The following is a 26633-nucleotide window of genomic DNA, read 5'->3' as shown; positions in this document are numbered from 1 at the left end:
TATTCGCGTAATATTGTAGTATGGAGAGATTGATCGTACGGAACTGTGGACCTATTAAAGAAGCTACTGTCGACGTCAGGAAGAATACGGTTTTCATTGGTCCGCAAGGCTCTGGAAAAAGTACGTTGGCAAAGTTGATTGCATTGTGTACAGATCGGAGTATATTCCCAATTGGCGGACTTCCCACAGATCTTTTAGTAAATTATAATCTTGAAAGCTATGTGGGGTATAATTCCTATTTTCGATACGAAACTTTAATGTATTATATTGAATACAAAGGAGACCTTACTTTTAATTTAACAGATTATGGATTAGAATTAAATAAAAAACTGATCGATCAAAAGCGGACTAATAACCTTGATTATGAAGAATGGGGAGTTCCTTGGGATTTCCTTACTTACTCACACACTTATAACAAGAAAACAAAGGAACAACCTCCTTTTTCGTCTGGAGGAAATATGCTTGGGATAAGCCACAGTTTTCATCAGTCCTTTTTGAAAGAGTATGTTATAATGTGTCCATCTAACTATATCCCTTCAGAAAGGAATTTAACAGCATTACTTTCCTCAGCCATCTGGAGTTTGATGTATTCCGATATCAATATTCCAAAACCGCTGGCGCTATTTGGGCGGAATTTTGAAGAAGCCCGCAATCAAATCAATACCCTGTCCATTCCATTTCTTGACATCCGGTATTCGTACGAAAACGGGAAAGACCGAATTTATTACGGTGATCAGGGTTCTGTCGATTTGGGGAAAAGTGCCAGTGGGTACCAGTCAATCATTCCCTTGTTGTTGGTAGTGAATCACTTGCGAAACAAGGAAAGCCGGCGGTTTATTCTGGAAGAACCGGAGCTTAACCTATTTCCGCAGGCTCAAAAAGAATTGATTTATTACTTACTAAAACAGGGAGAAACTACCCTTCATCCGTCCCAAATGGTTATGACAACGCATAGTCCTTATGTGTTGAGTGCGATCAATAACCTCCTGTTTGCTTCAATAGTAGCCGAATCAATTCCTGAAAACCGGGCTGAAATTGAACAGGTTATTCCCTCAGAATCCTGGCTAAATCCGGCTGATTTTTCAGCCTACTTCGTAGAAAACGGCACCATCCGTTCCATCGTGAATGAATCAACCGGATTGATTGCGGATAATGAACTCGATGATGTTTCGGAGAATATAGCCGGTGAACGGGATCAACTTTTAACCATTTACCGGAACGGCCAGCGTGAAAGAACAAATTGAGCGGGTATTTCCCCAAACGGTTTTAAACGGTTGCCTTGAAACGATTTCAGATCAGGAGTTTGGAATTTACGATTCTGAAACAAAACGATGTTACCGACAAACCGACTCCGACGGAATCATTCATTTCACTGTTGAGAATCCGGCCGCGAAATCCATTCATTTTTTAGCAATCGATAAATGTTTGTTTGATGACAACGACCCGATTGAGCGGTGTGATTTTGCGGTTTTTGATGCAAAGACGTTTGTTTTCGTTGAAATAAAAGAAACCTCCAAAGCTGGTCAGCGAGCAAGCCATAACCAGAAGGCAAAAAGCCAGTTAAAGGCAACCATTTCGCATTTTACGAACGTTCTCTCCTTTACCAGTAAACGCCTTGAAGCGTATGCATGTGTTGGAAGGACAGAAGCCCGGCCCACGCAAAAAGCGTCCGATTTGAACGACGAATTTGAGTTTGCCCGCTTGGGAGCGACTTTATACCACGGGAATCGCAAACGGTTTACCTGAATTATTCCGCTATCCACCGAAAAACCGTACCTTTGTCCTAATTTCCGGTTTGCTTATTCCTTCTAATCCAGTAGTAAATACATGAATGCTCGTTTCCACGGCGTTGGGGTCGCCATTGTTACCCCATTCAACGACGACCTGACCATCGATTTCGATGGCTTTGGCCGAGTCGTTCAGCACATTACCGACGGAGGTGTCGATTATATTGTGCTGCAAGGTACCACGGGTGAATCGCCGACGGTGACCAAATCGGAAAAGAAACAGCTACTTCAGTATCTCAAGGAAAATAACCCGAAAAAATTACCGATCGTCTACGGTATCGGCGGCAATGCCACGCCGGAAGTTGTCGAAACGATCAAAGATACCGATTTCGAGGGCATCGACGCCATTCTTTCGGTGTGTCCGTATTACAACAAACCGGGCCGACGCGGGGTGATCGAACACTTTACGCGCATCGCCGACGCCAGCCCGGTGCCGGTTATTCTCTACAACATTCCGCCCCGGACCGGCATCAACATGACCGCCGAAACCGTGTGCACCCTGGCCGAACACCCGAACATCATCGGCGTCAAAGAAGCCTCGTGCATCATCGAGCAGTGCATGGAAATTGTCCGCGACAAACCGGAGGACTTCCTGTTGATTTCGGGTGACGATGTGCAGGGCGTTCCCATCATCAGCATCGGTGGCGTTGGCGTGATGTCGGTGGTTGCCAATGCGTTACCGGCGAAATTTACGAATATGATCCATGCCGCCCTGCAAGGTGACTTTGCGTTTGCTCGTACCGAACTCGGCCATTTCCTGCGCATCGATCCGCTGTTATACGAAGAAGGTAACCCGGTGGGAATCAAAAAAATCCTGGAAATTCTGGGCCTGATTTCTTCCACGGTTCGTCTGCCGCTCTACACGGCTTCGGATGATCTGGGCGAACGGATGCGGGAGGTTTTGCAACGCGATAAACTGGTCGAACTGGTGGCCTGAAAACCGCTCGGATTGGCTTCACATGAAAAACCGCCCTTGCTACAACAAGGGCGGTTTTTTAATGTAAATAGGACTTTCGCATCTGCCCCTAAATCCCCTAAAGGGGACTTTTTGCATCCGGATTAAGCTGCGTCCAAGTCCCCTTTAGGGGATTTAGGGGCAGATGCGAAAGTCCTAGTAAAGATGAGCTATTGTCTGACCTAATCGCTATCGGCCACCGCCGAACACCTTTCTGAACAGCCAGATCGCCACGAATAAGACGAGAACGATACCGATGCCATAGACCCAAAGACCCGCTTTGAAAATATCGCCGACCAGTTCGCAACTGGTCATCCCGACCAGCAGAAACAGGGAAATCGTCAGGGTGTATAGAAAATGAGTGAAATTACGCATGGTTTGTGGGGGTTAATGTTCAGGTAATCAACTCCCAATTTTATTTATTTGTTTACAGAAACCAGGCTACACGTTCCACCAATACGTAAACTTGAGCACGAGTGCCCGGCTTTTCACCGTGAGCGAACCTGGTAAATAGTTGTCGGTATACACCAGAAAAAGGTCGGAAGCGGGTTGGTAGCGCCACTGGAACCGGGCGTTCAGATTCACATTGCGGGCCTGTTCGTTATACTGCACGAACGTAGTGAAAAATACCCGGTTCGTCATGGTCAGGTCGACGCGCGGACCCACCAGCCAGAATTTGGTCGTGGATTTCGTTTCGGGCAGTTGGATGTCGTTGTAGGTGGCACTCAAGGCCAGACTGACGTAGGGCTGAAAACGATAGCCCAGTTCGGTGGAAAGAAATAAACGGGTGCCGTTGGCAAAATAACCGCCGTAACGGCCCGAGAACAAATACGTAAACAAACTCTGCGGTTTGGAAATGTAGTCGACACCAACCGCATTCCAGCGGTGTTCGGTTCCGCGCGCCAGGGTGTCACGACCGGTATTGGTGGGGTCGAAGGGCTGCAAGAGCCGCACATAATCGTGCGCAGCCCAAACCGACAGCACGCTTTTACTCCGAAAAGTGGTCAGGTAGGTAAAAATGGATTGATTGTCGGTTTGTTCAAACTTCTCGTTGTAAATGTAAAACGAGGTAAGCTGCGGGCCGTGACTCAGCACTTTTCCACCTTTCGGAAACATCAGGTAACTGACCGTCGGGTTGGCTTTGATATAGCCCCGTCGCGGAACGTACCCGACTTCGGCCGTGTAGTCGCTACCTACGTATTCGTGCTGCCAGCCAATAATCCACTTTCGGTTACTATACAACAGGTTGGCGGCATGAACGTGGTTACGCTTTCCGCCCGTTTGGGGGTCGAACGACTTCATAAACAGGACTTTCCCCGTCCAGGCATTGTTGGAGGAGGCCAGGTTGTATTCCAGCCCGATGTTCCGGTTGTATCTGGAATAGACCGGTTTTCCGGCTTCGGTTGCCCCCGGATCGTAGTTGAGCGACTCCTTATTGATGAAAATGGCGCCGATGTTGGAACGCGAGAAAATCCGCCTTTGCAGCGCGACCACCGCAAAATTCTGGGCGGGCAAGCCGGTTTCATCCACTTTTCCGGTTTGCATATCCATCAATCCAATGCGCCAGTCCTTGTTGAGTTTTCCGCTCAGCCGCGCTCCGAAGCGGATGGGCACGCCCAGGCCGATCCGGCGGGAAAAAAATGGGCGGATGTTGGCGTAGCCGAAGTTGGTAAACAGGTCGCCGTTTTCCAGAAAAAACTGCCTTCGTTCTGGAAAAAATAACTCAAACCGGTCGAGGTTCGTCACCTGCCGGTCCACGTCGACCTGGGAAAAATCCGGATTGACGGTCAAATCCAGGTTCAGCGACGAGGTTACGGCCACTTTGGCATCCAGCCCGACATCGCCCCGGTAAGAAGTTGGTTTTTGGTTGGCGTAGTCGCGCGTTAACCCGCCGAGCGCGTAGGGGATCAGCGAAATGTTGGAGCCGGCCTGCGGAGGAGCCTGATCCCAGACGATGGTGCCAGTATAGGCCAGCGAGGCCGTCGGAAATTGCCGGGGAACGGGCGCCCAGCTCGACTTTTCGGTGGTTCGTAAATCCTGGCGGCTGAAATTGATGCCCCAGCGGGTAATGCCTTTTTTATAGCGAATGGTTTTAAACGGAATGGCGGCTTCGAAAACATAGCGGTCGTCGTAATTTTTAACCTCCGAATACCACTTGTTATCCCAGCTCAGGTTGGCTTTTCCGCCTTCATACAACAAACCGTCCCACTGCGCCCCGACGGCATTGGCTCCGAACGTAAAACCGTTGGTCTGGTCGTCGAAGGGGTCCATGAAGAAAATGAAATTGTCATTTTTGCCAAACTCCCAATCGCGCCGGAGCGACTGGACAAACGGCCGGTTTTGCCGGACCGAAGCGGTGGGATCGTAATAACATACCGCAATGATGTACAGATTTTGCTGATCGTACGTCATTTTGACATCCGTCCGAAGGCGGGCAAAACTGGTGTCCATCGGCAAAACCATGTAAAAGTTGGTCGCCGTATCGGCTTCGAGCCAGCCCGGCTCATCCATCACCCCATCGATTCGAACGGGCGAGGTTGTCTGACGAATGTGGTATTGATAGGCGTCGTTTTTCTTTTGGGCGTAAAGGGAGGTACAAAAAATCAGGCAGGGCAGGAACAACCGGAAAAATCTCACAAATGCTCGCTATTTTAGTGGTTTTCAAAATAAAACAGACAAAGATACGGCAAGTCCCGGCGGGATGATTAAAATCGTATTTGTATTTTTTGTGGATTGATTTCATGCCATTTCTACGCTTCAGATCTACTTTACGGAGACCAATCCGCCTAATCGGGTTGCTTTTGTGTGGGGTGTTGCCCATGCAAACCCTGGTAGCCCAACCGATTTCATTGCCGCCTGCCGAATCGCTGACCGAACGACAGGGTTTGCCCCAGGCGTTTGTGTCGTCCATTATTCAGGATCGGCAGGGATTTATCTGGATGGCCACCCGCGACGGGCTGTGTCGCTACGACGGGCAGCGGTTTCGGGTTTTCCAGGTGGCCTCACCGGCGAAAACCGCACTTTCGTTTCCGGATGTGTACAACCTGACTCCCGACCACGAAGGAAACATCTGGATCAAAAGCGAACAGAACAAGATGGACCGGCTTGATCCGGCCACGGAAACATTCCGGAATATCACCCGCGAACCGTTTTACCGCCGTCATTTCGGGCGCGACACCCTCTGGGATCTTTGCCCCGACAGTCGCAACCGCGTCTGGCTGATTTTTCGCAACAACGGACTGGTTTGCTGGGATTTGCGAACCAACCGCTACCGGCGGTTCCGGCACACGAGCCAGCCCCATTCCCTCCGTAACAATGTGGTTCGGGACGTCCGGGAAGACCGTCGGGGCAACATCTGGGTAACATCGGATGGCGGACTGGATCGGTTTGATGAAAGCCAGCACCGGTTTATTCATTATCCGCTTGCATCCGGGAAGCCGGTTTCGTGGCCGGATTCGATTCTGGGCCGGATGCACGCCCGGAAAAACGGCGATCTGCTGATTCATTCCCGGCGGCATCTCACGCTCTTTCACACAAAAACGGGTCAAATCCGGGCTTTTCCACTTCCGCCCCTGGGAAATGACGTTTGGTGGGAAGCCCGGTTTACGTCCGACAGCCGGGGCAACGATTACTTGTTGTGGCAGAATCAGATTTTTCGGATCAATGAGTCGTCGGGTTTGCAACCCCTGCCGGAACTGACGAAGGACATCACCGCCAAGAGTGTGTTTGTCGATCGCTCGGATGTGTTGTGGATCGGCACCAACGGCGCGGGCGTCCGGAAATACGATCTCGCAACCACGGGTTTTGAACAGTCGCTGTATCGGGTCGATTTTTGTACGGATTTGTTAGTGAATCAGTTGGGTATGCCGACGTCGCGGATTCCCCGGTTTTCGCCCTCCACCGATTCCTATCATTTTCGCTATGCCGTCGATGGGAAAGGGCTGCTCTGGTTCAATCGGGGTCAACCCTTTTATCGCCTGGATCTGAAAACGAAACAAATTCAGACCATTCAGCCGCCCGCATTGCCCGGCGAATCCGATGAACGTATGTATGTGCCGTTAGCGGCTGATCCGGGAGGCCGAATCTGGGCCGTTTACAAAAACCGGGCGGTTTGGTTCGATGAAAGCCAGCAACGCTGGCAGGTTTTTTCGTTCCGGTTTTCGGTGGCCTCTGACATTCAGCAGGCGGTTGTCGACGACCGCGCCTTGTGGCTGGCTACGGAGTTCCACGGTCTCTACCGCATCGATCGGGCGTCGGGGCAGACCCGGCGCTTTGGGTTCGATGCCCGAAATCCGGCTTCGTTGAACAGCGATGCCCTGTTTTGTCTGTTTGCTGATCCACTCGACCCAAATCTGCTGTGGCTGGGAACCTTTGGCAGCGGGCTGGGCCGGTTCGACAAACGGACGGGGCAATGCCGGCGGTTTACCATCGCCGATGGGTTACCCAACAACGTCGTCTATTCCGCCATTCCGGATCGGCTGGGAAGCATCTGGATCGGCACCAATAAGGGCATCGGACGGCTCAATCGCCGGACGTTGCAGGTACAGAATTACACGACACAGGACGGCGTGCTGGCCGATGAATTCAACCGGTTTCATTTTCTACAGCTTCCCAACGGGCGGATCATGATGGGCGGTTTGGAAGGAATTACGGCGTTTTATCCCAACCGGATTACCAATGATTCTTACCAGCCTGCGGTAGAGTTGACGGGCATTCAGATTAATAACCGGACAATCAAACCCGGTGCTGATTCTCCGATGGGCGACCTTCCCGAACAGACCCTTCAATCGCTGAATCTGCCTTACAACCAGAACTTTCTGAATCTGGAATTTGCGGCTTTACAATTCAACAAAGCTGGCAAAAACCGGTACCGGTACCAGTTAGAAGATCTGGATAAGGATTGGATTACATCGGAACGACCCGTTGCGGTGTACACGGATTTGCAACCCGGGAAATACCGGTTTTTGGTCAATGCGTCCAATACCTCCGGGAGCTGGAGCCGGGTGGTTCGCCAGCTCACCATCACGATTCTACCACCCTGGTGGGCTACATGGTGGGCTTACGTCCTGTATAGTGCATTGCTGATCAGTCTGTTCTATATTTTTCTGCGCTTCTACCGCAACCGGCTGCAACTCCGGCAATCAGTCGAACTGAAGCAGCGGGAAGTGGAGATGAAAACCCGGTTTTTTACCAACATTACCCACGAATTTCGGACGCCCCTGACCCTGATTCTGTCGCCCCTGGAAGGTTTGATCAGAGAACTGGAAGGCACCGGCTATGTTCGGCGGTTGACTTCCATTCATCAAAACGCCCGCCAACTTCTGCAATTGATTAACCAGTTGATGGACTTGTCGAAACTCGACGCCCAGGCCATGAAAGTCGAAGAACGGGTGGGGAGTCCGGGCGAGGTGGTTGAGCAGGTGGTCAGGACGTTTCAGGAAGCTGCCAGTCGGAAAGTCATCCGGTTGACGGTTCAGGATCAGACCACCGGGGCTTTTGTTTTCGATCGTTCGTTGCTGGAACGTATCGTTTATAACCTGGTTGCCAATGCGTTGAAGTTTACGCCGGAAGGCGGTCAGATTGATGTTTACATGGAATGCCGCCCGGCCACACCCGAATCTTCGGAATACATCATCCGGATTTCTGATACCGGAATCGGCATTCCGAAAGAACAGCTATCGGCCATTTTTGAGCGGTTTTATCAGGTTGATCCTTCCTCGACCCGGGCCTATGAAGGGACGGGAATTGGGTTGGCTCTGGTCAATGAACTGGTTCAACTGCAACAGGGGCTGATCACGATGGAAAGTGAGGTTGGTTTGGGTACCTGTGTGACGGTTAGACTGCCTTATCGCCGGGCAAAAACCGGTGGAAAAACGGAGGCTTCTTCGAAGTTGCCAGCAGTGGTTTTGTCCCGGATGGAACCGGTTCATACGAGTTTCGGCCCACCGGAACGGGAGGTTGACCCCCAGGAGTCAGTCAACCCGAATGCTGAGCAGACGGAGCTGTTGCTGGTGGAAGACAACGATGAACTGGCTGATTTCATCATCGGGAGTTTGCCCGACCGGTATCGAATTCACCGGGCCGCCAACGGGGTCGAAGGGCTGCGGATCGCCGTCGAGCGGATGCCTGAACTGATCATTTCCGACGTCCTGATGCCGGTGATGGATGGATTTGAATTTTGCCGAAAAATCAAGGCGGACGATGCGACCAGCCACATTCCGGTGATGCTGCTGACGGCGAAGTCATCGACGGAAAGCCGCCTGGAGGGGCTCTCGCTGGGTGCTGACGACTACATTACCAAACCGTTTCTGGTTTCGGAACTGCAACTGCGCGTAAGGAATTTGCTTCAACAACGCCGGTTGGTGCGCGAGCGGGTGCGGGCATCGCTTCTCAGCCCGGTGACACTGGTTACGCTTCCGGTGGCTGAAACCGTCGATCCCTATTTGAATAAACTTTATCAGTTGATCGAAACCGCCCTCGATGATTCGGCCTTTGGAGTTGACGAACTGGCGGAAGTTTCCGGATTGAGCCGAACCAATTTATACCGGAAAGTGAAAGCCCTGAGCGGCTTGCCGGCCAATCAGTTCATCCGCAATTATCGTCTGAAGCGCGGTGCCCAGTTGCTTCGTCAGGGGTATTCGGCTTCGGAAACGGCAACGATGGTGGGCTTTGAAAGTCATTCCTACTTTACCCGCTGCTTTCGTGAACTCTACCGAATGACACCCACCGAATTTGCTGAATCCCAAGTTGAATAAGTGTTGAAAAGGTTGTTTCGCGGAGCTAAGCGGAGAAGAAAAGAGTTAAGCAGAGTTTTATTACTAATTTCTCCGCTTAACTCTTTTCTTCTCCGCTCAACTCCGCGAGACAACCCCTTTTTTATCATAGAAACCCCTCGAAACGCTACCTGGCACAGGATTAACAGGAGTTTGGCACAGGATTAACAATCGGTTTGGGAATGGAAACAGACCTTTGAGGTCTATTTAACCCCATCAATTTCCTGTACCTTATGAAATCATTTCTTCAAATTTACTTTTGGCTACTGGTGCTGCTTTTTGGCACACAGAGCGCCTTTAGCCAACCCACTGTTTTTTACGTTACCCAAAACGGAGCAGGCTCCCGGGACGGCTCCAGTTGGCAACATGCCTATGACGGTTCGAAATTGCAAACCGCTATCGATTCCGCCAGCGCGTATTGGCAGGCCAATCAGGAGAAGGTAGTACAGGTCTGGGTAGCCCAGGGGATTTATAAACCCACTACGGGAACAGACCGATTCATCTCCTTTACCATGAAGGATCATGTGGCTATTTACGGAGGTTTTGTGGGCAATGAAAACGCCTTGAGTGCGCGTCCGCCGATTACCCTCAGTATGCCTTCAAGCACGACCCTGAGTGGGGATATTGGTGAGCCCGGGATCGCCGACAATTCGTTTCATGTGCTTTTTAATGCCTCATTGACTTCCACGGCGGTACTGGATGGCTTTTTGATTACCGGGGGGAATTCGGATGGGGGTGGTGGCGGAGGTATCTACAACTCGGATAGCAGTCCGATCATCCGGAATTGTTGTTTTCTGAACAACAAAGCTCGTAATGGGGGTGGTCTTCTTAATATAAGCAAGGCGAAGGATTCTGATCCGGATTTTATCAATTGTAGTTTTATTGCCAATCGGGCCGAATGGGCGGGATATAGTGGATCTGGTGGCGGGGTATATAACCTGAGTGAAGATAATTCAAGCGGAAGCCCTCGATTCATTAACTGTGAAATTTCAGGAAATAGTGTAACGGAGGGCATGGGAGGAGGCATGATGAACATTAGCGGAAATAACGACGGGAAACTGCACCCCTGGCTGATCAATTGCACGTTTGTCAACAATTCAGGTGATATGCGGGGAAAAGCTATTTATAATTTCAAAGCCCGTGGAACATTAAACCTGACGGTCGTTAATTGCCTGTTCTGGAACAATGGTGGGGAGAATAGCATTTATAATGACAATATCACAACCGTCACCGCCCAGTATAGTTTGTTCGATGATACGGTAACGGGCCTCGAAGGGAATACCAACCTGACGACCACTACCTCGCCCTTTGTCAGCGATACCGACCGGCAACTCCGGACCTGTTCCCCGGCGATCAACGCGGGCGATCCGGCCAGCACAACCGCGACGAGTGGAACGACCGATCTGGCGGGAAGTCCCCGGTTCTACAACAACGGCCGCATCGACATCGGAGCCCTGGAATTTCAGGGAAGTCCCTTACCCATACCGGTGCTGAGCCTGCCGCCGTCGATTACCCTACCGATTATCCAAAATACACCTTTGGTTTCATTGACGATCACGGGCTGTGAAACCGGTAATCTGCGCTGGAGCGGGCCTAACAACACCAGCGGCACCGGAACCAGTATTGCGATTCCTACTTCAGCGACGGCCACATTGGTTTACTCGGCTACCTGTAGCATTGGCAGTTGTGTTTCCGACCCCGGTTCCGTCACCGTTTCGATTGTGCCGGGGCTGGTCAGCGGTTCGTTCGATGGGTATGTCAATGGGGCCGATTGCGGTAGTTTCCGGGGTTGGGCCTGGGATCGCAACAAAGCCAACACGCCGGTTTCAATCGATATTCTGGATGGCCCCACGGTCATTACCATGATGCTGGCTGATGTGTTTCGGCAGGATCTGCAAACCGCTGGAAAAGGCAATGGCAAACACGCCTTCAGTTTCCCCATTCCCGAATCATTGAAAGACGGTTTGCCGCACCAACTCTCGGCGCGGGTCGCGGGCAGCAGTTTTATGTTGAAAGATTCGCCCAAAAACCTCATCTGTCAGAGCAGCACGACGCCGGAGGGCAACAAACCGCCGGTCGCGCCCACGCCCACGGTTTTGGTTGCGCCCCTGGCCGCCCAGGTGGGCGTACCATTCTCAGCCACGCTGGTGGCTTTTACCGACCCGGAATCCGGCAGTTTGACCTACGGATTGAGCGGGTTGCCCGCTGGTTTGACCATCAACAGTGCATCTCGGGTGATTGGCGGCACCCCGACCGAAGCGGGGAGTTTTGTGCTGGCCTACTCAGCCACTGATCCGGCCGGAGCGACCAATAGTGTCAGTTTTGTGTTAACCGTCACTGCCGCAGCCACCACGACGGTAACGGGCAATTTCGAGGGGTATCTTGACAAGGTGGAATGCGGCACCATCCGGGGGTGGGTTTGGGATCGCAATCAGCCCAACGCGCCGGTGACCGTGGAGTTTTATACGGGCAGTACGGTTTGGGGCAGCACGGTGGCGAACCTCTACCGGGTTGATCTGAAGAATGCGGGAAAAGGCAACGGGTTTCATGCGTACAGTTTCGCGGTTCCCGCCAGCTTGATTGGCACGGGGACGCATGTGCTCTATGGCCGGGTGCAGGGCAGCAGTTATGTGCTGAAAGATTCGGGAAAACCGCTGACGTGTCCTTCACCGGTTCGCTTATCCGCCGAAGATGTCCGGGAACTGACGGTAACGGTGTTGGGCAATCCGGTTTCTGAACAGGTGGAACTGGAAATCCGGGGCGCAGAAGGACAGGCTTTGCGGGTTGTGCTCACCAACAGCCTGGGTCACATCGTCTCTGAACACCGGATCGAAAAAGCCAGCGTGGTTCAGAAACAAAGCGTTGGCATTTCGACCCTGCCCGCCGGTATGTGGTTCCTGAACGTCAGTACCGCCGACCAGACCCGGACGCTTAAAGTCGTGAAACCGTGAGTTTCAGCCAGCGGAAGGCGCCAAAATGATTTTGCTTGTATATGCCAAATACTGGATTAAAATTTGTGGGCAAATGAAGTGAGGAATGTTTCCGCATGACCATGCGATTTTGGGCCCGTCAAATTTTAACTGCAATAGGAACCTGGGCCGCCGGGGTGGGTTTATGGCCTGGCCTGGTTGCTCAGCCCACAGCGTTGCCACCTGCCGAAGTGTTGACCGAACGCCAGGGATTGCCCCAGGCGTTTGTGTCATCCATCATTCAGGACCAGAAAGGCTTTATCTGGATGGCCACCCGCGACGGCCTGTGTCGCTACGACGGGCAGCGGTTTCGGGTTTTTCAGCCGGCATCCGGAGCAAAGACTTCGATTTCGTTTCCCGACGTTTACAGGCTGAAGTCCGATCCTCAGGGCAACCTCTGGATCAAGAGTGAACACGACAATCTGGATCGGTTCGACCCGAATTTGGAGACCTTTCAGAACATCACACATCAGCCTTTTTACCAGCGCCATTTTGGTCGGGATACCTTGTACGATGTGTGTCCCGGTACCGCAAACCGGGTCTGGTTCCTTTTTCGGAATAACGGCCTGGTTGGCTGGAACTACCGCACCAACCGGTTTCGGTGGTATAAACATACCGATCGCCCGGAATCGCTCAGTAACAACGAGTTGCGGGATGCGGTAGAAGACCATTCGGGGAACCTCTGGATCACGTCCGATAGCGGACTCGACCGACTGGATGAGCGGACGGGGCACTTTATTCATTACCGGCACCAGCCCGGAAATCCGGCATCGATGCCGGACCGTGTTCTGGGGCGGATGCACGTCCGGAAAAACGGCGATCTCCTGGTGCATTCCCGTCGGCACCTGACGCTGATGCATACCAAAACCGGCGGGGTCACTGTATTTCCGCTGCCTCCCCTGGGTGATTTTTTATGGTGGGAAGCCAGTTTTACATCCGATAGTCGGGGCAATGATTACCTGCTGTGGTTCAATCAGGTGTTTCGGTTCAACGAACAAACCGGCTTGCAGCACCTGCCGGCGTTAACCGCCGGCATAACGGCGAAGAGTTTTTTTATCGACCGTTCCGACGTTCTTTGGATCGGTACCAACGGATCGGGTGTCCGGAAATACGATCTGTCAGAAAATGGCTTTGAACGGTATCCCTACCGAACCAATTTTTACACCGACCTGCTCCGCGATCAGTTGGGGGTTTCGCAGGCTGATTTACCCCCGTTTCCGGCTTCAACCGACCCGTATCATTTCCGGTATGCCCTCGATAAAAAAGGTATCCTCTGGTTTAATCTGGGTGGCCCAATTTATCAATTGGACCTGAAAACGAAGCGGATAAAACCGGTTTCTTCGCCAGCATGGACTCCGTCGAAAGAGCGTAGGGGACAGGATGTTAACTACTTATCCCTGGCGTGTGATCCTGCTGGTCAAATTTGGGTGGTGTCTGCAAACCAGCTCGCCGGGTATGACCAATCCCGGCAACGCTGGCAGGTATTTCCGTACCGTTTTTCACTTCCTTCAACCATTCAGCAACTGGTCGTCGATGAACGGGCGTTCTGGCTGGCTACCGAAGCTGACGGGTTATACCGGGTAGATCGGGTGACCGGCCAGATTCGACGGTATGCCCATCAACCCCAAAAAACGGCTTCCCTGAGCAGTAATGCACTTTTCTGTTTATCTGCTGATCCGCTCGACAAAAACACCCTGTGGATTGGAACATTCGGAAGCGGGCTGTGCCGTTTCGATAAGCGAACGGGACAATGCCGACGGTTTGCAATGACCCACGGTTTGCCCAACAATGTGGTGTATTCTGCCATTCCCGACCGCAGTGGAAACGTCTGGATCGGAACCAATAAAGGTGTTTTTCGCTTAAACCGGCACTCGTTTCTGGGCCAGAGTTATACATCACAGGATGGCATTCTGGCCGATGAATTCAACCGGTTTCATTTTTTGCAACTCCCCAACGGGCGAATCATGATGGGCGGGCTGGAAGGCATAACGGCTTTTTATCCGGACCAGATTAAAAATGACACCTACCAACCTTCGGTGGAACTAACTGGTATTCAGGTTAATAATCGAAATGTCAAACCGGGCGTCGGTTCGCCGGTAGGGGAGCAGCCCGAGCAGGCCGTATCCTCTCTCACGCTGCCGCATCATCAGAACTTCCTGAATCTTGAATTCGCGGCTTTGCAGTATAATAAATCGACCAAAAACCGGTATCGGTACCGGTTAACGGGACTGGACGACGATTGGATTACCTCGGAACGACCCGTTGCGGTGTATACGGATGTGCAACCCGGACACTACCGGTTTTTGGTCAATGCTTCCAACACGTCCGGTGTCTGGAGCCGTTATGTCCGGCAATTGGGTATCACGATTCGGCCGCCTTGGTGGGCCACCTGGTGGGCCTACACCCTGTATGGCCTGTTGGTTCTGGGCCTGTTCGCGGTTTTTTTGCGGGCCTACCGCAACCGGCTCCAACTCCGGCAGTCGATCGAACTGAAGCAGCGGGAGGTGGAACTGAAACAGAAGGAAGCCGAACAGCTCAAGGCTGTGGATGAGATGAAAACCCGGTTTTTTGCCAATATTACCCACGAATTTCGAACGCCGTTGACATTGATTCTCTCGCCAGTAGATGGATTGATTCAGGATTTACACGGAACAAAATACGCTCACCGCCTGTCGTCCGTCAGCCGGAATGCACACCAATTGTTGCGGTTGATCAACCAATTGATGGATTTGTCAAAGCTGGATGCCAACGCCATGACCGTCGAAGAACGAGTCGGGAATCCGGGCGAATGGGTTGGACAGGTGGTGGAGACGTTTCAGGAAGCCGCCGATCAGAAAGCGATCCGGTTGACTGTCTGCGGGATAACGGACCATCAGTACTGGTTTGATTCGTCCCTGTTGGAGCGGATTGTTTATAACCTGGTGGCGAATGCGTTGAAATTCACCCCCGAAGGCGGACAAATTGCCGTTGCCATTCAGGAGCCAGCGCCGGGTCAATCCGAATGGGTTGTCCGGATTTCGGATACCGGAATTGGAATCCCGAAGGAGCAACTGCCGGTTATTTTCGACCGGTTCTATCAGGTCGATCCCTCGTCCACGCGTCAGCACGAAGGTACCGGGATCGGGCTGGCCCTGGTGAAAGAATTGGTTCAGTTGCAGCGCGGGCGGATTTCGATGGAAAGTGAGCTGGGTAAAGGTACCACCGTAACGGTTCAATTGCCGTATGGAAGGGCGGATCGTGGTCAGATAAGCCGTGATCGGGACGATGATTGGCGTCCGCCATTTCCGGCCATTCCGACACCTGAAGTCGTGAGTCGGGTGGCGCTGGATTTGGCCAGGGAAGAACCGGATGAGGGGGTAATGGAGGAACGAACCACGGTTTTAATTGTGGAAGACAACGATGAACTGGCCGATTTGATCACCACCAGTTTGCCGACGGCGTATCGGATTCATCGGGCCAGAAACGGCGCGGAAGGCCTGAAACTGGCGATTGACCGGATGCCGGAACTGATCATTTCCGACGTCCTGATGCCGGTGATGGACGGGTTTACGTTCTGCCGGCAAATCAGGGAAAACCACGCGACAAGCCACATTCCGGTCATTTTGCTAACGGCGAAATCCTCGACGGAGAACCGCCTGGAAGGACTCTCGCTCGGTGCCGACGATTACCTCACCAAACCGTTTCTGGTTTCGGAACTGCAACTGCGGGTACGAAATCGGCTGGAACAACGCCAGAAAATACGCGATTGGGTGCGGGCATCGCTGCTCAGTCCGTCGACACTGATGACGCTTCCGGTGGCCGAAACCATCGATCCCTTTCTGGAGAAACTTTATACGCTCCTCGAAAATGCCCTCGACGATTCGACCTTCGGTGTTGACGAACTGGCGCTGGTGGCCGGTTTTAGCCGGACCAATTTGTACCGGAAAATTAAAGCCTTAACCGGTTTGCCAACCAAAGAATTTATCCGCAACTACCGGCTGAAACGTGCAACGCATTTTCTCCGAAAGGGCCACCCGGTTTCGGAAACCGCCACGCTGGTTGGCTTCGAAAACCACTCGTATTTTACGCGTTGCTTCCGCGAACTCTACCAGGTGACGCCTTCCGAATTTGTTGAAGCAGACACCTGATGCATAATACGGGTTCTGTCGTTTACGAAATCACCACTTTTCCCGTTAACCGGGGTAAAAAGCTGAAATCGCGTGATTTTGAAACAAGATCAACAGTATTTGGAACAGGATCAACAGCCCGTCTGGGTGCAGGAGGGGAATTTTGGGGAATTGATTTTCCACCTTAATTCCGGTTTTATGAAAACATCTGTATGGTTTTGGATGCCATCGACCCATCGGTTGTTGATGGCTTTTTTACTGCTCTCCAGTCTGACGGGTTACGCGCAGAAAATTTATTTCGTAAGTCCTTCGGGGGGCGTTTCGACAAAAAACGGCACATCCTGGAATGAAGCCTACGCCGGGGCTGATCTGCAAACTGCGATCGAAGCAGCCAGCACCTATTCGCAAACCCATGCCGACGAAAGCGTGCAGGTCTGGGTAGCGGCCGGCTTGTACAAACCCACCACCACCACCGACCGGGGCATTAGTTTTTCGATGCGCAACAACGTGGCGATTTATGGCGGTTTTGTGGGTAATGAAAGCCAGTTAAGCAGTCGGCCAACCCTCAACCTGAGCACGCCGTCGAGTACGACGCTCAGTGGAGAAATTGGTGATCCGGGTACCATCGACGACAATTCCCGGCATGTGATCAGCAACCCGGCCTCGTTGAGTTTAACCAACAGTGCGGTTATTGACGGGTTTGTGATCACTGCCGGAAATGCAGATGGTGATTCGGATGATGGCCAAGGCGGTGGAATCTATAACGATGGAGACTTTAGTGTGTGTAACCCATTGATTCGGAATTGTAGCTTTATCAATAATTCCGCTGGTTTTGGTGGAGCCATAGCCAACGACGCGTTGTGGGGTATTAGCGGGCCAACCGTGATAAACTGTCGATTCACTGAGAATATGGCCAGTAAAAATGGCGGAGGCCTATTTACTTTTGCCGATGATGATCTTAGCAAGCTTGTACTCACCAACTGTTTGTTTGAAAAAAATACGGCTGCATTCGGTGGCGGGGCCCTTTTCAATGCCGAGAATCGGTTGGAATTGACGAATTGTGACTTTATCGGTAATGAATCTTCGATCATGGGAGGAGGTATGTACAATCATGCCTGTGCCATGGTTGCCACCAACTGTCTATTTTCAGAAAACAAAGCGGGAAGTGGGGCCGGTATGCTGATCCGGACGGACGATGAACCCAACACGCCGGTGCTGACGAATTGTACCTTTAGCAGCAATACCGCAACCTACGGGGGTGGTGGAATGTATAACCAGGTAACCCGAGGGCTGCTTCGTCCTGAATTGACCAACTGTGTATTTATGGCAAATGTGGCTCAATCGGGCGGAGCCATTAACAACAACGCCGAGGATGGCGAATGTAGCCCCAAAGTGATCAACTGCACATTTACCGGCAATACCGCTTCCTATCAGGGGGGCGGTATTTTTAATAAAGTTACGGATTCTGGTTCCAGTCATCCGAAACTGACCAACTGCATCGTCTGGAACAACGGCGGAGACCAGGCGATCTACAACGAAAATGCTACCCTGACTTCCGGCTACGGTCTGTTCGATCCCGAAACAACCGGGTATGAAGGCACCAATAACCGGTCTACCTCCGTGTCGCCCTTTGCGAGTCCTTCCGATCTGCAACTGACGGCCTGTTCACCAGCCGTCGATGCGGGCTACCCGGGCAGCACCACCGCCATCAGTGGAACGACCGATCTGGCGGGCAATCCCCGGTTTTATAACAACGGCCCCATCGACATGGGTGCGTATGAATTTCAGGCCATCCCATTCTCGATTACAAGCCAGCCGCCTTCTGCGTCGGTGGTCTGTGCCAGCACACCCATCCGTGTTTCGGTGGCCGCTTCCGGTTACAGCCCATTGACGTATCAATGGTACAAAGACGGGATTTCGCTGGGACCGGATCAAACCTCGGCGACACTGAGTCTGGACAATGTGCAACCGGATGGATCCGGTTCCTACGTGGTGGTTGTCACCGGCTGTAACAGCCTGACTTCGAATGCTTTCGGGCTGACGGTTCATCCGACGCCCACGACGCCGGTGTTGAACCTGCCGCCGTCAATCACGTTACCCATTCTGCAAAATACCCCTTTTGTCAGCCTGGCCATTACGGGTTGCGAATCCGGGCGTATTGAATGGAAAGGTTCCAACGCGACGACGGGGACCGGTTTCCTGATCACGGTTCCGACTTCCGCTACCGGAACGCTGGTTTATTCCGCCACCTGCACCATCGGCAGTTGTGTTTCTGAACCCGGTACGTCCACCGTTGCGATTTCGCCGGCCCTCGTCAATGGCAGCTTTGACGGGTTTGTCAACGGAGCCGATTGCGAAAGTTTCCGGGGCTGGGCCTGGGATCGAAACAAGGTAAATACCGCCCTCAACATCGAAATTCTGGACGGTTCTGCCGTCATTGCCACACTCCCTGCGGGGGATTTTCGCCAGGATTTACTGAATGCGGGCAAAGGAAATGGCAAACATGCGTTTCGCTACACCATTCCTGATCTGCTGAAAGACGGTTTGCTGCACCAACTCTCGGCGCGGGTCGTGGGCAGCAGTTTTATGCTGAAAGATTCGCCCAAAGCCCTGGTTTGTCAGGGCAGCACGACGCCGGAGGGCAACAAACCACCCGTACCGCCCACGCCGACGGTTTTGGTTGCGCCCCTGGCCGCTCAGGTGGGCGTGCCATTCTCGGCTACGCTGGTGGCTTTTACCGACCCGGAATCCGGCAGTTTGACCTACGGATTGAGCGGGTTGCCCGCTGGTTTGACCATCAACAGCGCGTCTCGGGTGATTGGCGGCACCCCGACCGAAGCGGGGAGTTTTGTGCTGGCCTACTCAGCCACTGATCCGGCCGGAGCGACCAATAGTGTCAGTTTTGTGTTAACCGTCACTGCCGCAGCCACCACGACGGTAACGGGCAATTTCGAGGGGTATCTTGACAAGGTGGAATGCGGCACCATCCGGGGGTGGGTTTGGGATCGCAATCAGCCCAACGCGCCGGTGACCGTGGAGTTTTATACGGGCAGTACGGTTTGGGGCAGCACGGTGGCGAACCTCTACCGGGTCGATCTGAAGAATGCGGGAAAAGGCAACGGGTTTCATGCGTACAGTTTCGCGGTTCCCGCCAGCTTGATTGGCACGGGGACGCATGTGCTCTATGGCCGGGTGCAGGGCAGCAGTTATGTGCTGAAAGATTCGGGAAAACCGCTGACGTGTCCTTCGCCGGTTCGGCGGTCGGCCGAGCAGGAAGAGACGTTATCCGTCGTCCTGTTGGGCAATCCGGTAACCGATCGGGTAGCGGTTGAAATTTCCGGTGCAACAGGTCAGCCGCTGCGGCTGCAGTTGATCGATACGCAGGGAGAAATACGGATGGAACAGTCGATTAAAAAAGCGGGAATTCGGGAGCGGTATCATTTTGATCTCAGCCGTCAATTGCCGGGTTTAATGATCCTGCGGGCCAGTACGACCGAGCAGACAAAGATCTTAAAGGTGTTGAAAATTAATTGATTGAATCGATTAGAAGGGGCTCTGGCCGGACGTGCCAGATGGGAGACATCCTACCGCTTTCTACATTTTTCAGATCCGGCCAGATTGAGTATCTGGCCGGATTTTTTGTCTGTCAAAACGACATGTTGCCTTTTTTTTCATATGTTTGAACTAAGTATTAGTATTATTTTATTATTTGTTCATATTTTGCAATGTCTTACAAATCCTGTCCTTTATCGATCAATCGAATGAAATTTACACTACGAATTTTTCGATCTCTTTTTCCTGGTTTTAAGTACATTTCCCCGGTTTTTACCTCGGTCAATTCCGCCTGATTTTCTTCTTTTCTTTCAGTACCTGATCCGGGCGTTTGCCGTCCGGGGCAGATTTCTATTTAGTCTATTCCAAACACTTTAATCCATTTTTTATGAAAAAAAATTTCCAGTTTTCCCTAACCTTATGTCTGTTGCTTGCCTGGGGGTTACACATTCCCGGCGCTCTGGCGCAGTGGACCACCGCGAGTTTAAGCCAGAGTCGTAACAAACTGGCCGGTACGAGTGCCGGCGGTAAAGCCTTTTTCGGTGGCGGGTTCGAAGGCGTGACGGCTTCCCAAAAGATCGACATCTATACCCTGGGTACGGATTCCTGGTCGCAGGCCGATTTGAGCGAAAGCCGGGGTGACCTGACCGCAACTGCTTCACCGGATTCCGTATTTTTTGCCGGCGGAGGTAGTTTAGACCAGAAGGGTTTTTCCAAACGTGTAGACATCTACAGCGTTGCCAATGATACGTGGTCCCAGACCGATCTCTCGGAGAGTCGTTCCTTACTGGCATCGGCCCAGGCAGGACGAAAAGTCCTTTTTGCCGGCGGTATTCACCTGGAAGGTAGGATTGTTAAACTCCTTACAACGGTTAAAACCGTCGATATTTACGATTTAATTGATAAAAACTGGACCACTGGCGAATTGTCGGAAGCCCGCTCCAGTCTGGCTGGGGTTGCTGCCAATGGCAAGATCTATTTTGCCGGAGGGTATAAAAGTCTGTTGGGTGGTTTTTCAAAAAAGGTAGATATTTATGATGTTGCTACCAGCACCTGGTCGACAGCGAGTGACTTATCGGAAGCCCGGGGTGGTTTAGCGGCCGTGGTTGCCGGGGGCAAGATTTTTTTTGCGGGCGGTGTTAAAGGTTTATTAGATTACTCCGACCGGGTAGATATCTATGACCTCACTACCACAACCTGGTCGCAGGCTACCTTGTCCAGTAAACGAACCAATCTGACCGCAACTACCGTGGGTGACAAGGTGTTTTTTGCCGGCGGTGAAAATCTTTCGGGGAGCTCTACCGTCGTCGATATTTACGATATGACTTTAGACACCTGGACAACGGACAATCTTACCAAGAAGCGGAAAGATCTGGCATCGGCCAGTGTCGGAAATAAAGCGCTTTTTGCCGGAGGCTTTGTTGGCGCTTTGGACGGGGGATCAACGGTTCTGGTCGACATTTACACGGCAACAGCCGTTGATCAGCAGCCGACACCGTCTTCATCCACGGTTTGTCAGGGGAGCCCTGTTTCCACTACCCTAACCGCTTTGGGTGATAACCTGACCTATCAATGGTACAAAGGAGCCGCCAGTACTTCCGCAACCTTGGTTGATGGTCAGACCTCGGCAACCTTATCGCTGACGGGGGTACAAACCACCGATTCGGATTCCTACTATTGCCGGGTCAGTGGCGACGGTGGAGTGGCCTGGTCGGACGCCTTCGCCCTGACGGTTCTCTCCCTGCCTCCGGCACCCACGGTGGCGTTTTCGGGGCAAAACGACGTGACGGTTATTCAGAATACCCCTTTCGTTTCCCTGACCATCACCGGCTGTGAATCCGGGTCGGTTGCCTGGACGGGTTCCAATGCCACCAGTGGTTCCGGCACCAGCATTTCGGTGCCTACTTCCGCCACAGCCACGCTGGTTTACTCGGCCACCTGCACGCTGGGAAGCTGTGTCAGCCCCGCCGGCAGTGCCACGGTCACGGTCGCGCCCCCGTCGGTTACCGGCAGTTTCGACGGTTTTATCTACGGGGCCGATTGCAGCACGTTCCGGGGCTGGGCCTGGGATCGTAACAAGGTCAATACCGCTGTTTCAGTAGAAATTCTGGATGGACCCAACGTTATTGCAACCATTCAGGCTGATGTCTTCCGGCAGGATTTGCTGAACGCGGGCAAAGGAAATGGGAAACATGCCTTTCTTTTTGCCATTCCGGAATCGATCAAAGACAACCAGTCGCACCTGCTGTCGGCCCGGGTGACCAACAGCAGCTTTATTCTGAAAGATTCACCGAAAGCCCTGATTTGCCAGGGCAGCGGGGCCAATCCGGGCAACGAACTACCCAAACCGCCGACTCCGACGGTTATGATTGCACCGTTGACGGCTCAGGTGGGTGTACCGTTTTCGGCCACGCTGGTAGCCTTCACCGATCCGGAAGGAACGACGCTTTCGTACGGGTTGACGGGCCTGCCCAACGGTTTATCCCTGGATATGTCCACCCGCATCATCACCGGTATTCCAACGGTGGATGGCACGTTTGTGCTGACCTATCAGGCGACGGATGAAGGCGGAGCCAGCAATAGTGTGAGTTTTCCGCTGACGGTTAGCCCGGCTTCTTCCGGTGGTGTCACCGGCGATTTTGAAGGCTATCTGGACAAAGTAGAATGTGGCACGATTCGCGGCTGGGTCTGGGATCGCAAGAAGCCCAACGCACCGGTGACGGTCGAATTCTATACCCTGAGCAGTGGTACAGTATGGGGCAGTACGGTGGCCAATATTTACCGGGTCGACCTGAAGAATGCCGGGAAAGGCAATGGGGCTCATGCCTACAGTTTTGTGGTTCCTGACGTTCTGAAAGGCGTTGGCGATACCAAGATTCATGCCCGTGTTCAGGGAAGTACGTATGATCTGAAGGATTCGGGAAAAATCCTGAATTGTCCGTCACCAGGTCGGCTTTCGGCTGAACGAACCGAAGGTCTTCAGTTGACTTTACTGGGCAACCCGGTGAACGATCGGGTCGAGGTGGAAGTTCGCGGAGCCGAAGGGCAGCCGCTGCGCTTTGCGCTGACAGACGTTCAGGGCCGGGTGATTGGTGAGCGCCAGATTGAAAAAGCGGCTGCCATCGACAAGCAGAGCTTCGGTATTTCCGGTGCTCCGGCAGGTCTGCTGTTCCTGAACGTAAGCACCAACGGCCAGAGTCGGACGCTGAAGCTGTTCAAAAGGTAGATCAGACTAGAGAGAAAAGACAAGAGAGAAAAGACAAGAGTGTAAGATTAGCCGTGTTTTCAAAAAACCGGTTTGTCTTTGCGCTCTTGTCTTTTCTCTTTCCTCTAAAAACTCAATTCCCCACCATGAACACCGCATTGCCGAACAACAGCTTCCCGTTATACCAGAAACCGCGGAACAGCGGGTTGTCCATCATGTAGACGATGCTGCCCTTGCCCAGTTCCTGCACGCCATACAGCAAGGTGTTGTTGAGCTTCGACCGGGCATTTTTCCCCACAAAACCGGCCACATAATTGTCTTTCTTCAGGTAGCCGACATTCCATCCATCTTTCAGGAAATCGTAGTCGTAGACGTTCTGAACCAGCGCATGATAGCCGTTGGGATAGCCAAAGGCCAGCGGATGCGTCCGGTCCAGATCGACGCGGTAGACACTGCCCGGCGTTTCTTCCGAAATCGCTTCCCGTTCGCGTTCGCCGTATTCCCGCAGCGACTCATCGGTATCCGGTTTTTTATCGGTCTTCTCTTTTTTTGCGTCCGGTTTATCCACTTTTTTCTTTAGGCCAAAGTCCGGTTTTTCGGCAAAAAACGAGGTGACGCGTTCCATCACAATGAGTTTTCCACCCGCCTGAACCCAGTCTTTCAGTTTGGTCAACGTCCGGTCGTTCAGGATTTTTCCGTAGCCGTATCCCTGCGGCATAATCAACACATCAATCTCGGCGAGTGAGGCATTCGGGAAGGAATTGGCTTCGATGAGCGTCAGTGGATAATCGAGGTCTTGATCAAAATAATGCCAGACTTCACCCATGGACGTCGGGGAAGTGACATCGCCGGCAATGACCGCAACCCGGGGGTTTTTGAGGGAGAAAACACTGCCGGAACCAAAGTCGGCCCCTTCGGCCACAAAACCGGTGGATGCAGGAATGAGCGGGATGTTCCGTTTGCTGGCTTCCTGCTGGATGATCTGGTAGAAACGGTCGCCCAGGCGCTCGTTTCCGGCGCGGGTGATGATGAGCGTGCCGGCTTCAAACCGCTGTTCGCCCTGCTTGAATGTTCGTTCCGCCACCCGAACCCGCACTTTGTTTTTCAGCAAACCGGCCAGAAACTGAACCTCCTGCGCCGACTGCCAGCGCACCAGGTAGGCATACGGTTTTGGCCCGGAACCGGTGGCTCCCGGAACCGTTGCAGTCGCCGGACTGACATAGGCCACCGGCGTCAGTTTCTCCTTCAAACCGTAGGCTTTTAAACCGTAGGCGTACGGAATACACCAGGAGGTGATGTCGTAGGTCACGGAATCTTCCAGCGTCGATTTAGGCTCGAAGAGAATTTTCAGGAGCGTTGATTTGGGTTGGTATGCACTGATCACCAGGTCGTTACTCTCCATCGTAACCGCTTCGTTCTTCTGGTTCTGGTAGTTGAAGCCCACCAGTTTCTGGGATTTTCCGGCCAGCCCGTAGCGGATCTGGTTGTTGTCGAGCAGTTTCCGGAGTGCCGTAATCCGGCCTTCATCGTTGGCGGTTTTGATGACGTAACTTTTGAATTCACCCACCGGATTGGTCAGCGATTTTTCGAAAAAACGGTTGAAGTTTTTCACCACATCATCCGGGCGGTCGGCCACGGATTCGAGGGTGGCGAAGCTGGCGGTATAATGGTGGTCGATGCGTTCGCGCAGGGTGAGCGTGTCGCCGTCGTTTTTGCGATAGGCCAGTCCGGCCCGGCCACCACCGCCCTGTTCAAAGGTCATGCCGATGGCGCCGTTGTAGGTCGGCCAGGTGTCGCCGTAGCTCGGATAGAACAAGTCGAAATTTTCACGGGTATAATACAGCCAGCCGTTTTTGTCAAAATACCGGGTGTTATACTGTCCGATAATCTGCTGGAATTCCCGTTGCCAGGGCGTAATATCTTCGTGGTAGGGCTTGGCCGAGGGGGCAAAATAATACGGACTTTCCGGCCCCATTTCGTGAAAGTCGCCGTGCAGGTGTGGCATCCATTGTTGGTATAGTGCCATTCGCTGCTGCGTGATTTCCTGGGTTTGCCAGGCCCAGTCGCGGTTCGGATCGAACAGGTAGTGGGTGTAGCGGCCGCCGGGCCAGGGTTCGCTGTGTTCGCGCGCCAGGGGTGTTGGGTCGGGGTGTACGCCACCCATCTGGTTATACCAGTTGACATAGCGGTCGTGGCCGTCGGGGTTCAGGCCGGGGTCCAGAATGACGACGGTATTCGACAGGATTTTCCGGGAAACCGCATTCGTGGGATTGAGCAAATCGTGGAGCACCAGCATGAAGGCTTCGGAGCTGATGGCTTCGTTGCCGTGGACGTTGTAGCTCAGCCAGGCAATGGGCGGTTGCGTCGAATTTGCGGCCTGAGGGGTTGCAGCGGGGGTATTTCCCAGACCGATCTGTTTGAGGTGCGTGGTGCGGATTTCTTCCAGCCGCGCCATGTTTTTTTCGGAGGCCACCACCACCGCCAGCAGTTGGCGACCTTCAAAAGTGGTTCCGTACGGAATTATTTTTACCTGGGAGGGAGCTTGCCGGGCCACCTGTTCGGCATAGGCCAGCACCCGGTGGTGGGGCGAAAACCGCTTGCCGACGGTATAGCCTAAAAACTGATCGGGATGTTGTAACGTGTTCTGAGCGAGCGTAGTCAGAGCCATTAACAGGCACAGACCGAATGAGGAGAGTCTTTTCATGAAGTGCAAATAATGAATTTATCGGGCAATCCCCAAAAATAAGTCGAAACCACAAACCCCCGTCAAATCGCAGAAAAATCATTTTTTTTTAGCCGGAGATTTGCAGCTATCAATTTTAGCCGTATCTTTGCACCACAATTTCAGAATCAGGGTTAGCAAATGAGTCGCCGACCAACTGAAAACTGGATATGGCCGATTCGTCTAGCGGTTAGGACGCGGCCCTTTCACGGCTGAAACACGGGTTCGATTCCCGTATTGGTCACTCCGATAACCCCGACAAACTTTGTCGGGGTTATTTTTTTGTGGAAAATTTGCGGCAAAACGCAGCCGGCAGGTTCCCATACCTGATCCCGCTTCTGTCCGGATGCGTCCGGGTGCTTGAATGGCGGTTCCCAATCCGTTACATTTGACGTTCTAACCCGTTTCTCACCGTATGCATACCGGCAAGGAAATCCTGGATCAAGAGCAAAAGTTGTGGAGGGCGTAGGATTTTTTTAGGTTTGTGTTTTTGATCAAACCTGTATTGTTTTGGAGAGTTTCTTGCCCCTGATTCAGTTCCTGTTACCCGAGTTCATCCTGGAA

The 26633-nt window shown here is 52.6% G+C and carries 11 protein-coding genes and 1 tRNA gene; 9 read left to right on the top strand and 3 right to left on the bottom strand.

The annotated features are described in order from the left end of the window. Window positions 1-20: 20 nt before the first annotated feature. From DUE52_RS30790 to dapA, 3 genes are all read left to right on the top strand, one after another. Window positions 21-1244: an AAA family ATPase gene (locus tag DUE52_RS30790; RefSeq protein WP_114409988.1), complete on the top strand. Its 1224-nt coding sequence runs from the start codon at window positions 21-23 to the stop codon at window positions 1242-1244. After that, window positions 1228-1746 carry a hypothetical protein gene (locus DUE52_RS30785; protein WP_114409987.1) on the top strand — a complete coding sequence of 173 codons (519 nt, stop codon included), beginning with the start codon at window positions 1228-1230 and terminating at the stop codon, window positions 1744-1746. The genes DUE52_RS30790 and DUE52_RS30785 overlap by 17 nt, the downstream gene beginning before the upstream one ends. Window positions 1747-1827: 81 nt before the next feature. Beyond that, complete coding sequence (gene dapA, locus DUE52_RS30780; RefSeq protein WP_114409986.1) at window positions 1828-2724, top strand: 4-hydroxy-tetrahydrodipicolinate synthase; 897 nt, start codon at window positions 1828-1830, stop codon at window positions 2722-2724. Window positions 2725-2931: 207 nt separating this feature from the next. Here the strand turns inward: dapA and DUE52_RS30775 are convergent, their stop codons facing one another. Both DUE52_RS30775 and DUE52_RS30770 read right to left on the bottom strand, forming a co-directional pair. Next, window positions 2932-3117 carry a hypothetical protein gene (locus DUE52_RS30775; protein WP_114409985.1) on the bottom strand — a complete coding sequence of 62 codons (186 nt, stop codon included), beginning with the start codon at window positions 3115-3117 and terminating at the stop codon, window positions 2932-2934. Window positions 3118-3183: 66 nt separating this feature from the next. Continuing rightward, complete coding sequence (locus DUE52_RS30770; protein ID WP_114409984.1) at window positions 3184-5379, bottom strand: carbohydrate binding family 9 domain-containing protein; 2196 nt, start codon at window positions 5377-5379, stop codon at window positions 3184-3186. A gap of 182 nt (window positions 5380-5561) precedes the next feature. Between DUE52_RS30770 and DUE52_RS30765 the strand changes: the two genes are divergently transcribed. The 5 genes from DUE52_RS30765 to DUE52_RS30745 all read left to right on the top strand — a co-directional run bounded on the left by DUE52_RS30765 (window position 5562) and on the right by DUE52_RS30745 (window position 23368). After that, on the top strand, window positions 5562-9497 hold the full coding sequence (locus DUE52_RS30765; protein WP_165841068.1) for a hybrid sensor histidine kinase/response regulator transcription factor: 3936 nt from the start codon (window positions 5562-5564) through the stop codon (window positions 9495-9497). A 251-nt stretch (window positions 9498-9748) separates the two neighbouring features. Continuing rightward, window positions 9749-12466 (top strand): putative Ig domain-containing protein, encoded by a 2718-nt coding sequence (locus DUE52_RS30760; protein ID WP_114409982.1) that lies wholly within the window; start codon window positions 9749-9751, stop codon window positions 12464-12466. 155 nt (window positions 12467-12621) lie between these two features. After that, window positions 12622-16611 (top strand): hybrid sensor histidine kinase/response regulator transcription factor, encoded by a 3990-nt coding sequence (locus tag DUE52_RS30755; RefSeq protein WP_165841067.1) that lies wholly within the window; start codon window positions 12622-12624, stop codon window positions 16609-16611. Between the two features lie 177 nt (window positions 16612-16788). Next, window positions 16789-20124, top strand: a complete 3336-nt coding sequence (locus DUE52_RS30750) for a putative Ig domain-containing protein (RefSeq protein ID WP_133299988.1) — start codon at window positions 16789-16791, stop codon at window positions 20122-20124. A 406-nt stretch (window positions 20125-20530) separates the two neighbouring features. Next, window positions 20531-23368, top strand: coding sequence for a Kelch repeat-containing protein (locus DUE52_RS30745; RefSeq protein ID WP_114409979.1), 2838 nt, complete (start codon window positions 20531-20533; stop codon window positions 23366-23368). Between the two features lie 112 nt (window positions 23369-23480). Here DUE52_RS30745 and DUE52_RS30740 read toward each other — a convergent pair whose 3' ends face one another. Further along, entirely contained in the window at window positions 23481-26051 is a 2571-nt protein-coding gene (locus DUE52_RS30740; protein WP_114409978.1) for a M14 family zinc carboxypeptidase, read from the bottom strand. Between the two features lie 190 nt (window positions 26052-26241). Between DUE52_RS30740 and DUE52_RS30735 the strand changes: the two genes are divergently transcribed. Continuing rightward, a tRNA-Glu gene (locus tag DUE52_RS30735) sits at window positions 26242-26313 on the top strand. Window positions 26314-26633 lie beyond the last annotated feature (320 nt).

The organism is Larkinella punicea, from assembly GCF_003334855.1.
In the GTDB taxonomy this organism is placed as follows: Bacteria; Bacteroidota; Bacteroidia; order Cytophagales; family Spirosomataceae; genus Larkinella; species Larkinella punicea.
This window is presented reverse-complemented; position numbering and strand designations above follow the sequence as displayed.

Excerpts from the sequence above, each read along its gene's own strand:
- DUE52_RS30750 (WP_133299988.1), top strand. The coding sequence starts at position 16,789 with ATGAAAACATCTGTATGGTTTTGGATGCCATCGACCCATCGGTTGTTG.
- DUE52_RS30760 (WP_114409982.1), top strand. The coding sequence starts at position 9,749 with ATGAAATCATTTCTTCAAATTTACTTTTGGCTACTGGTGCTGCTTTTT.
- DUE52_RS30775 (WP_114409985.1), bottom strand. The coding sequence starts at position 3,117 with ATGCGTAATTTCACTCATTTTCTATACACCCTGACGATTTCCCTGTTT.
- dapA (WP_114409986.1), top strand. The coding sequence starts at position 1,828 with ATGAATGCTCGTTTCCACGGCGTTGGGGTCGCCATTGTTACCCCATTC.
- DUE52_RS30740 (WP_114409978.1), bottom strand. The coding sequence starts at position 26,051 with ATGAAAAGACTCTCCTCATTCGGTCTGTGCCTGTTAATGGCTCTGACT.
- DUE52_RS30765 (WP_165841068.1), top strand. The coding sequence starts at position 5,562 with ATGCAAACCCTGGTAGCCCAACCGATTTCATTGCCGCCTGCCGAATCG.
- DUE52_RS30745 (WP_114409979.1), top strand. The coding sequence starts at position 20,531 with ATGAAAAAAAATTTCCAGTTTTCCCTAACCTTATGTCTGTTGCTTGCC.
- DUE52_RS30790 (WP_114409988.1), top strand. The coding sequence starts at position 21 with ATGGAGAGATTGATCGTACGGAACTGTGGACCTATTAAAGAAGCTACT.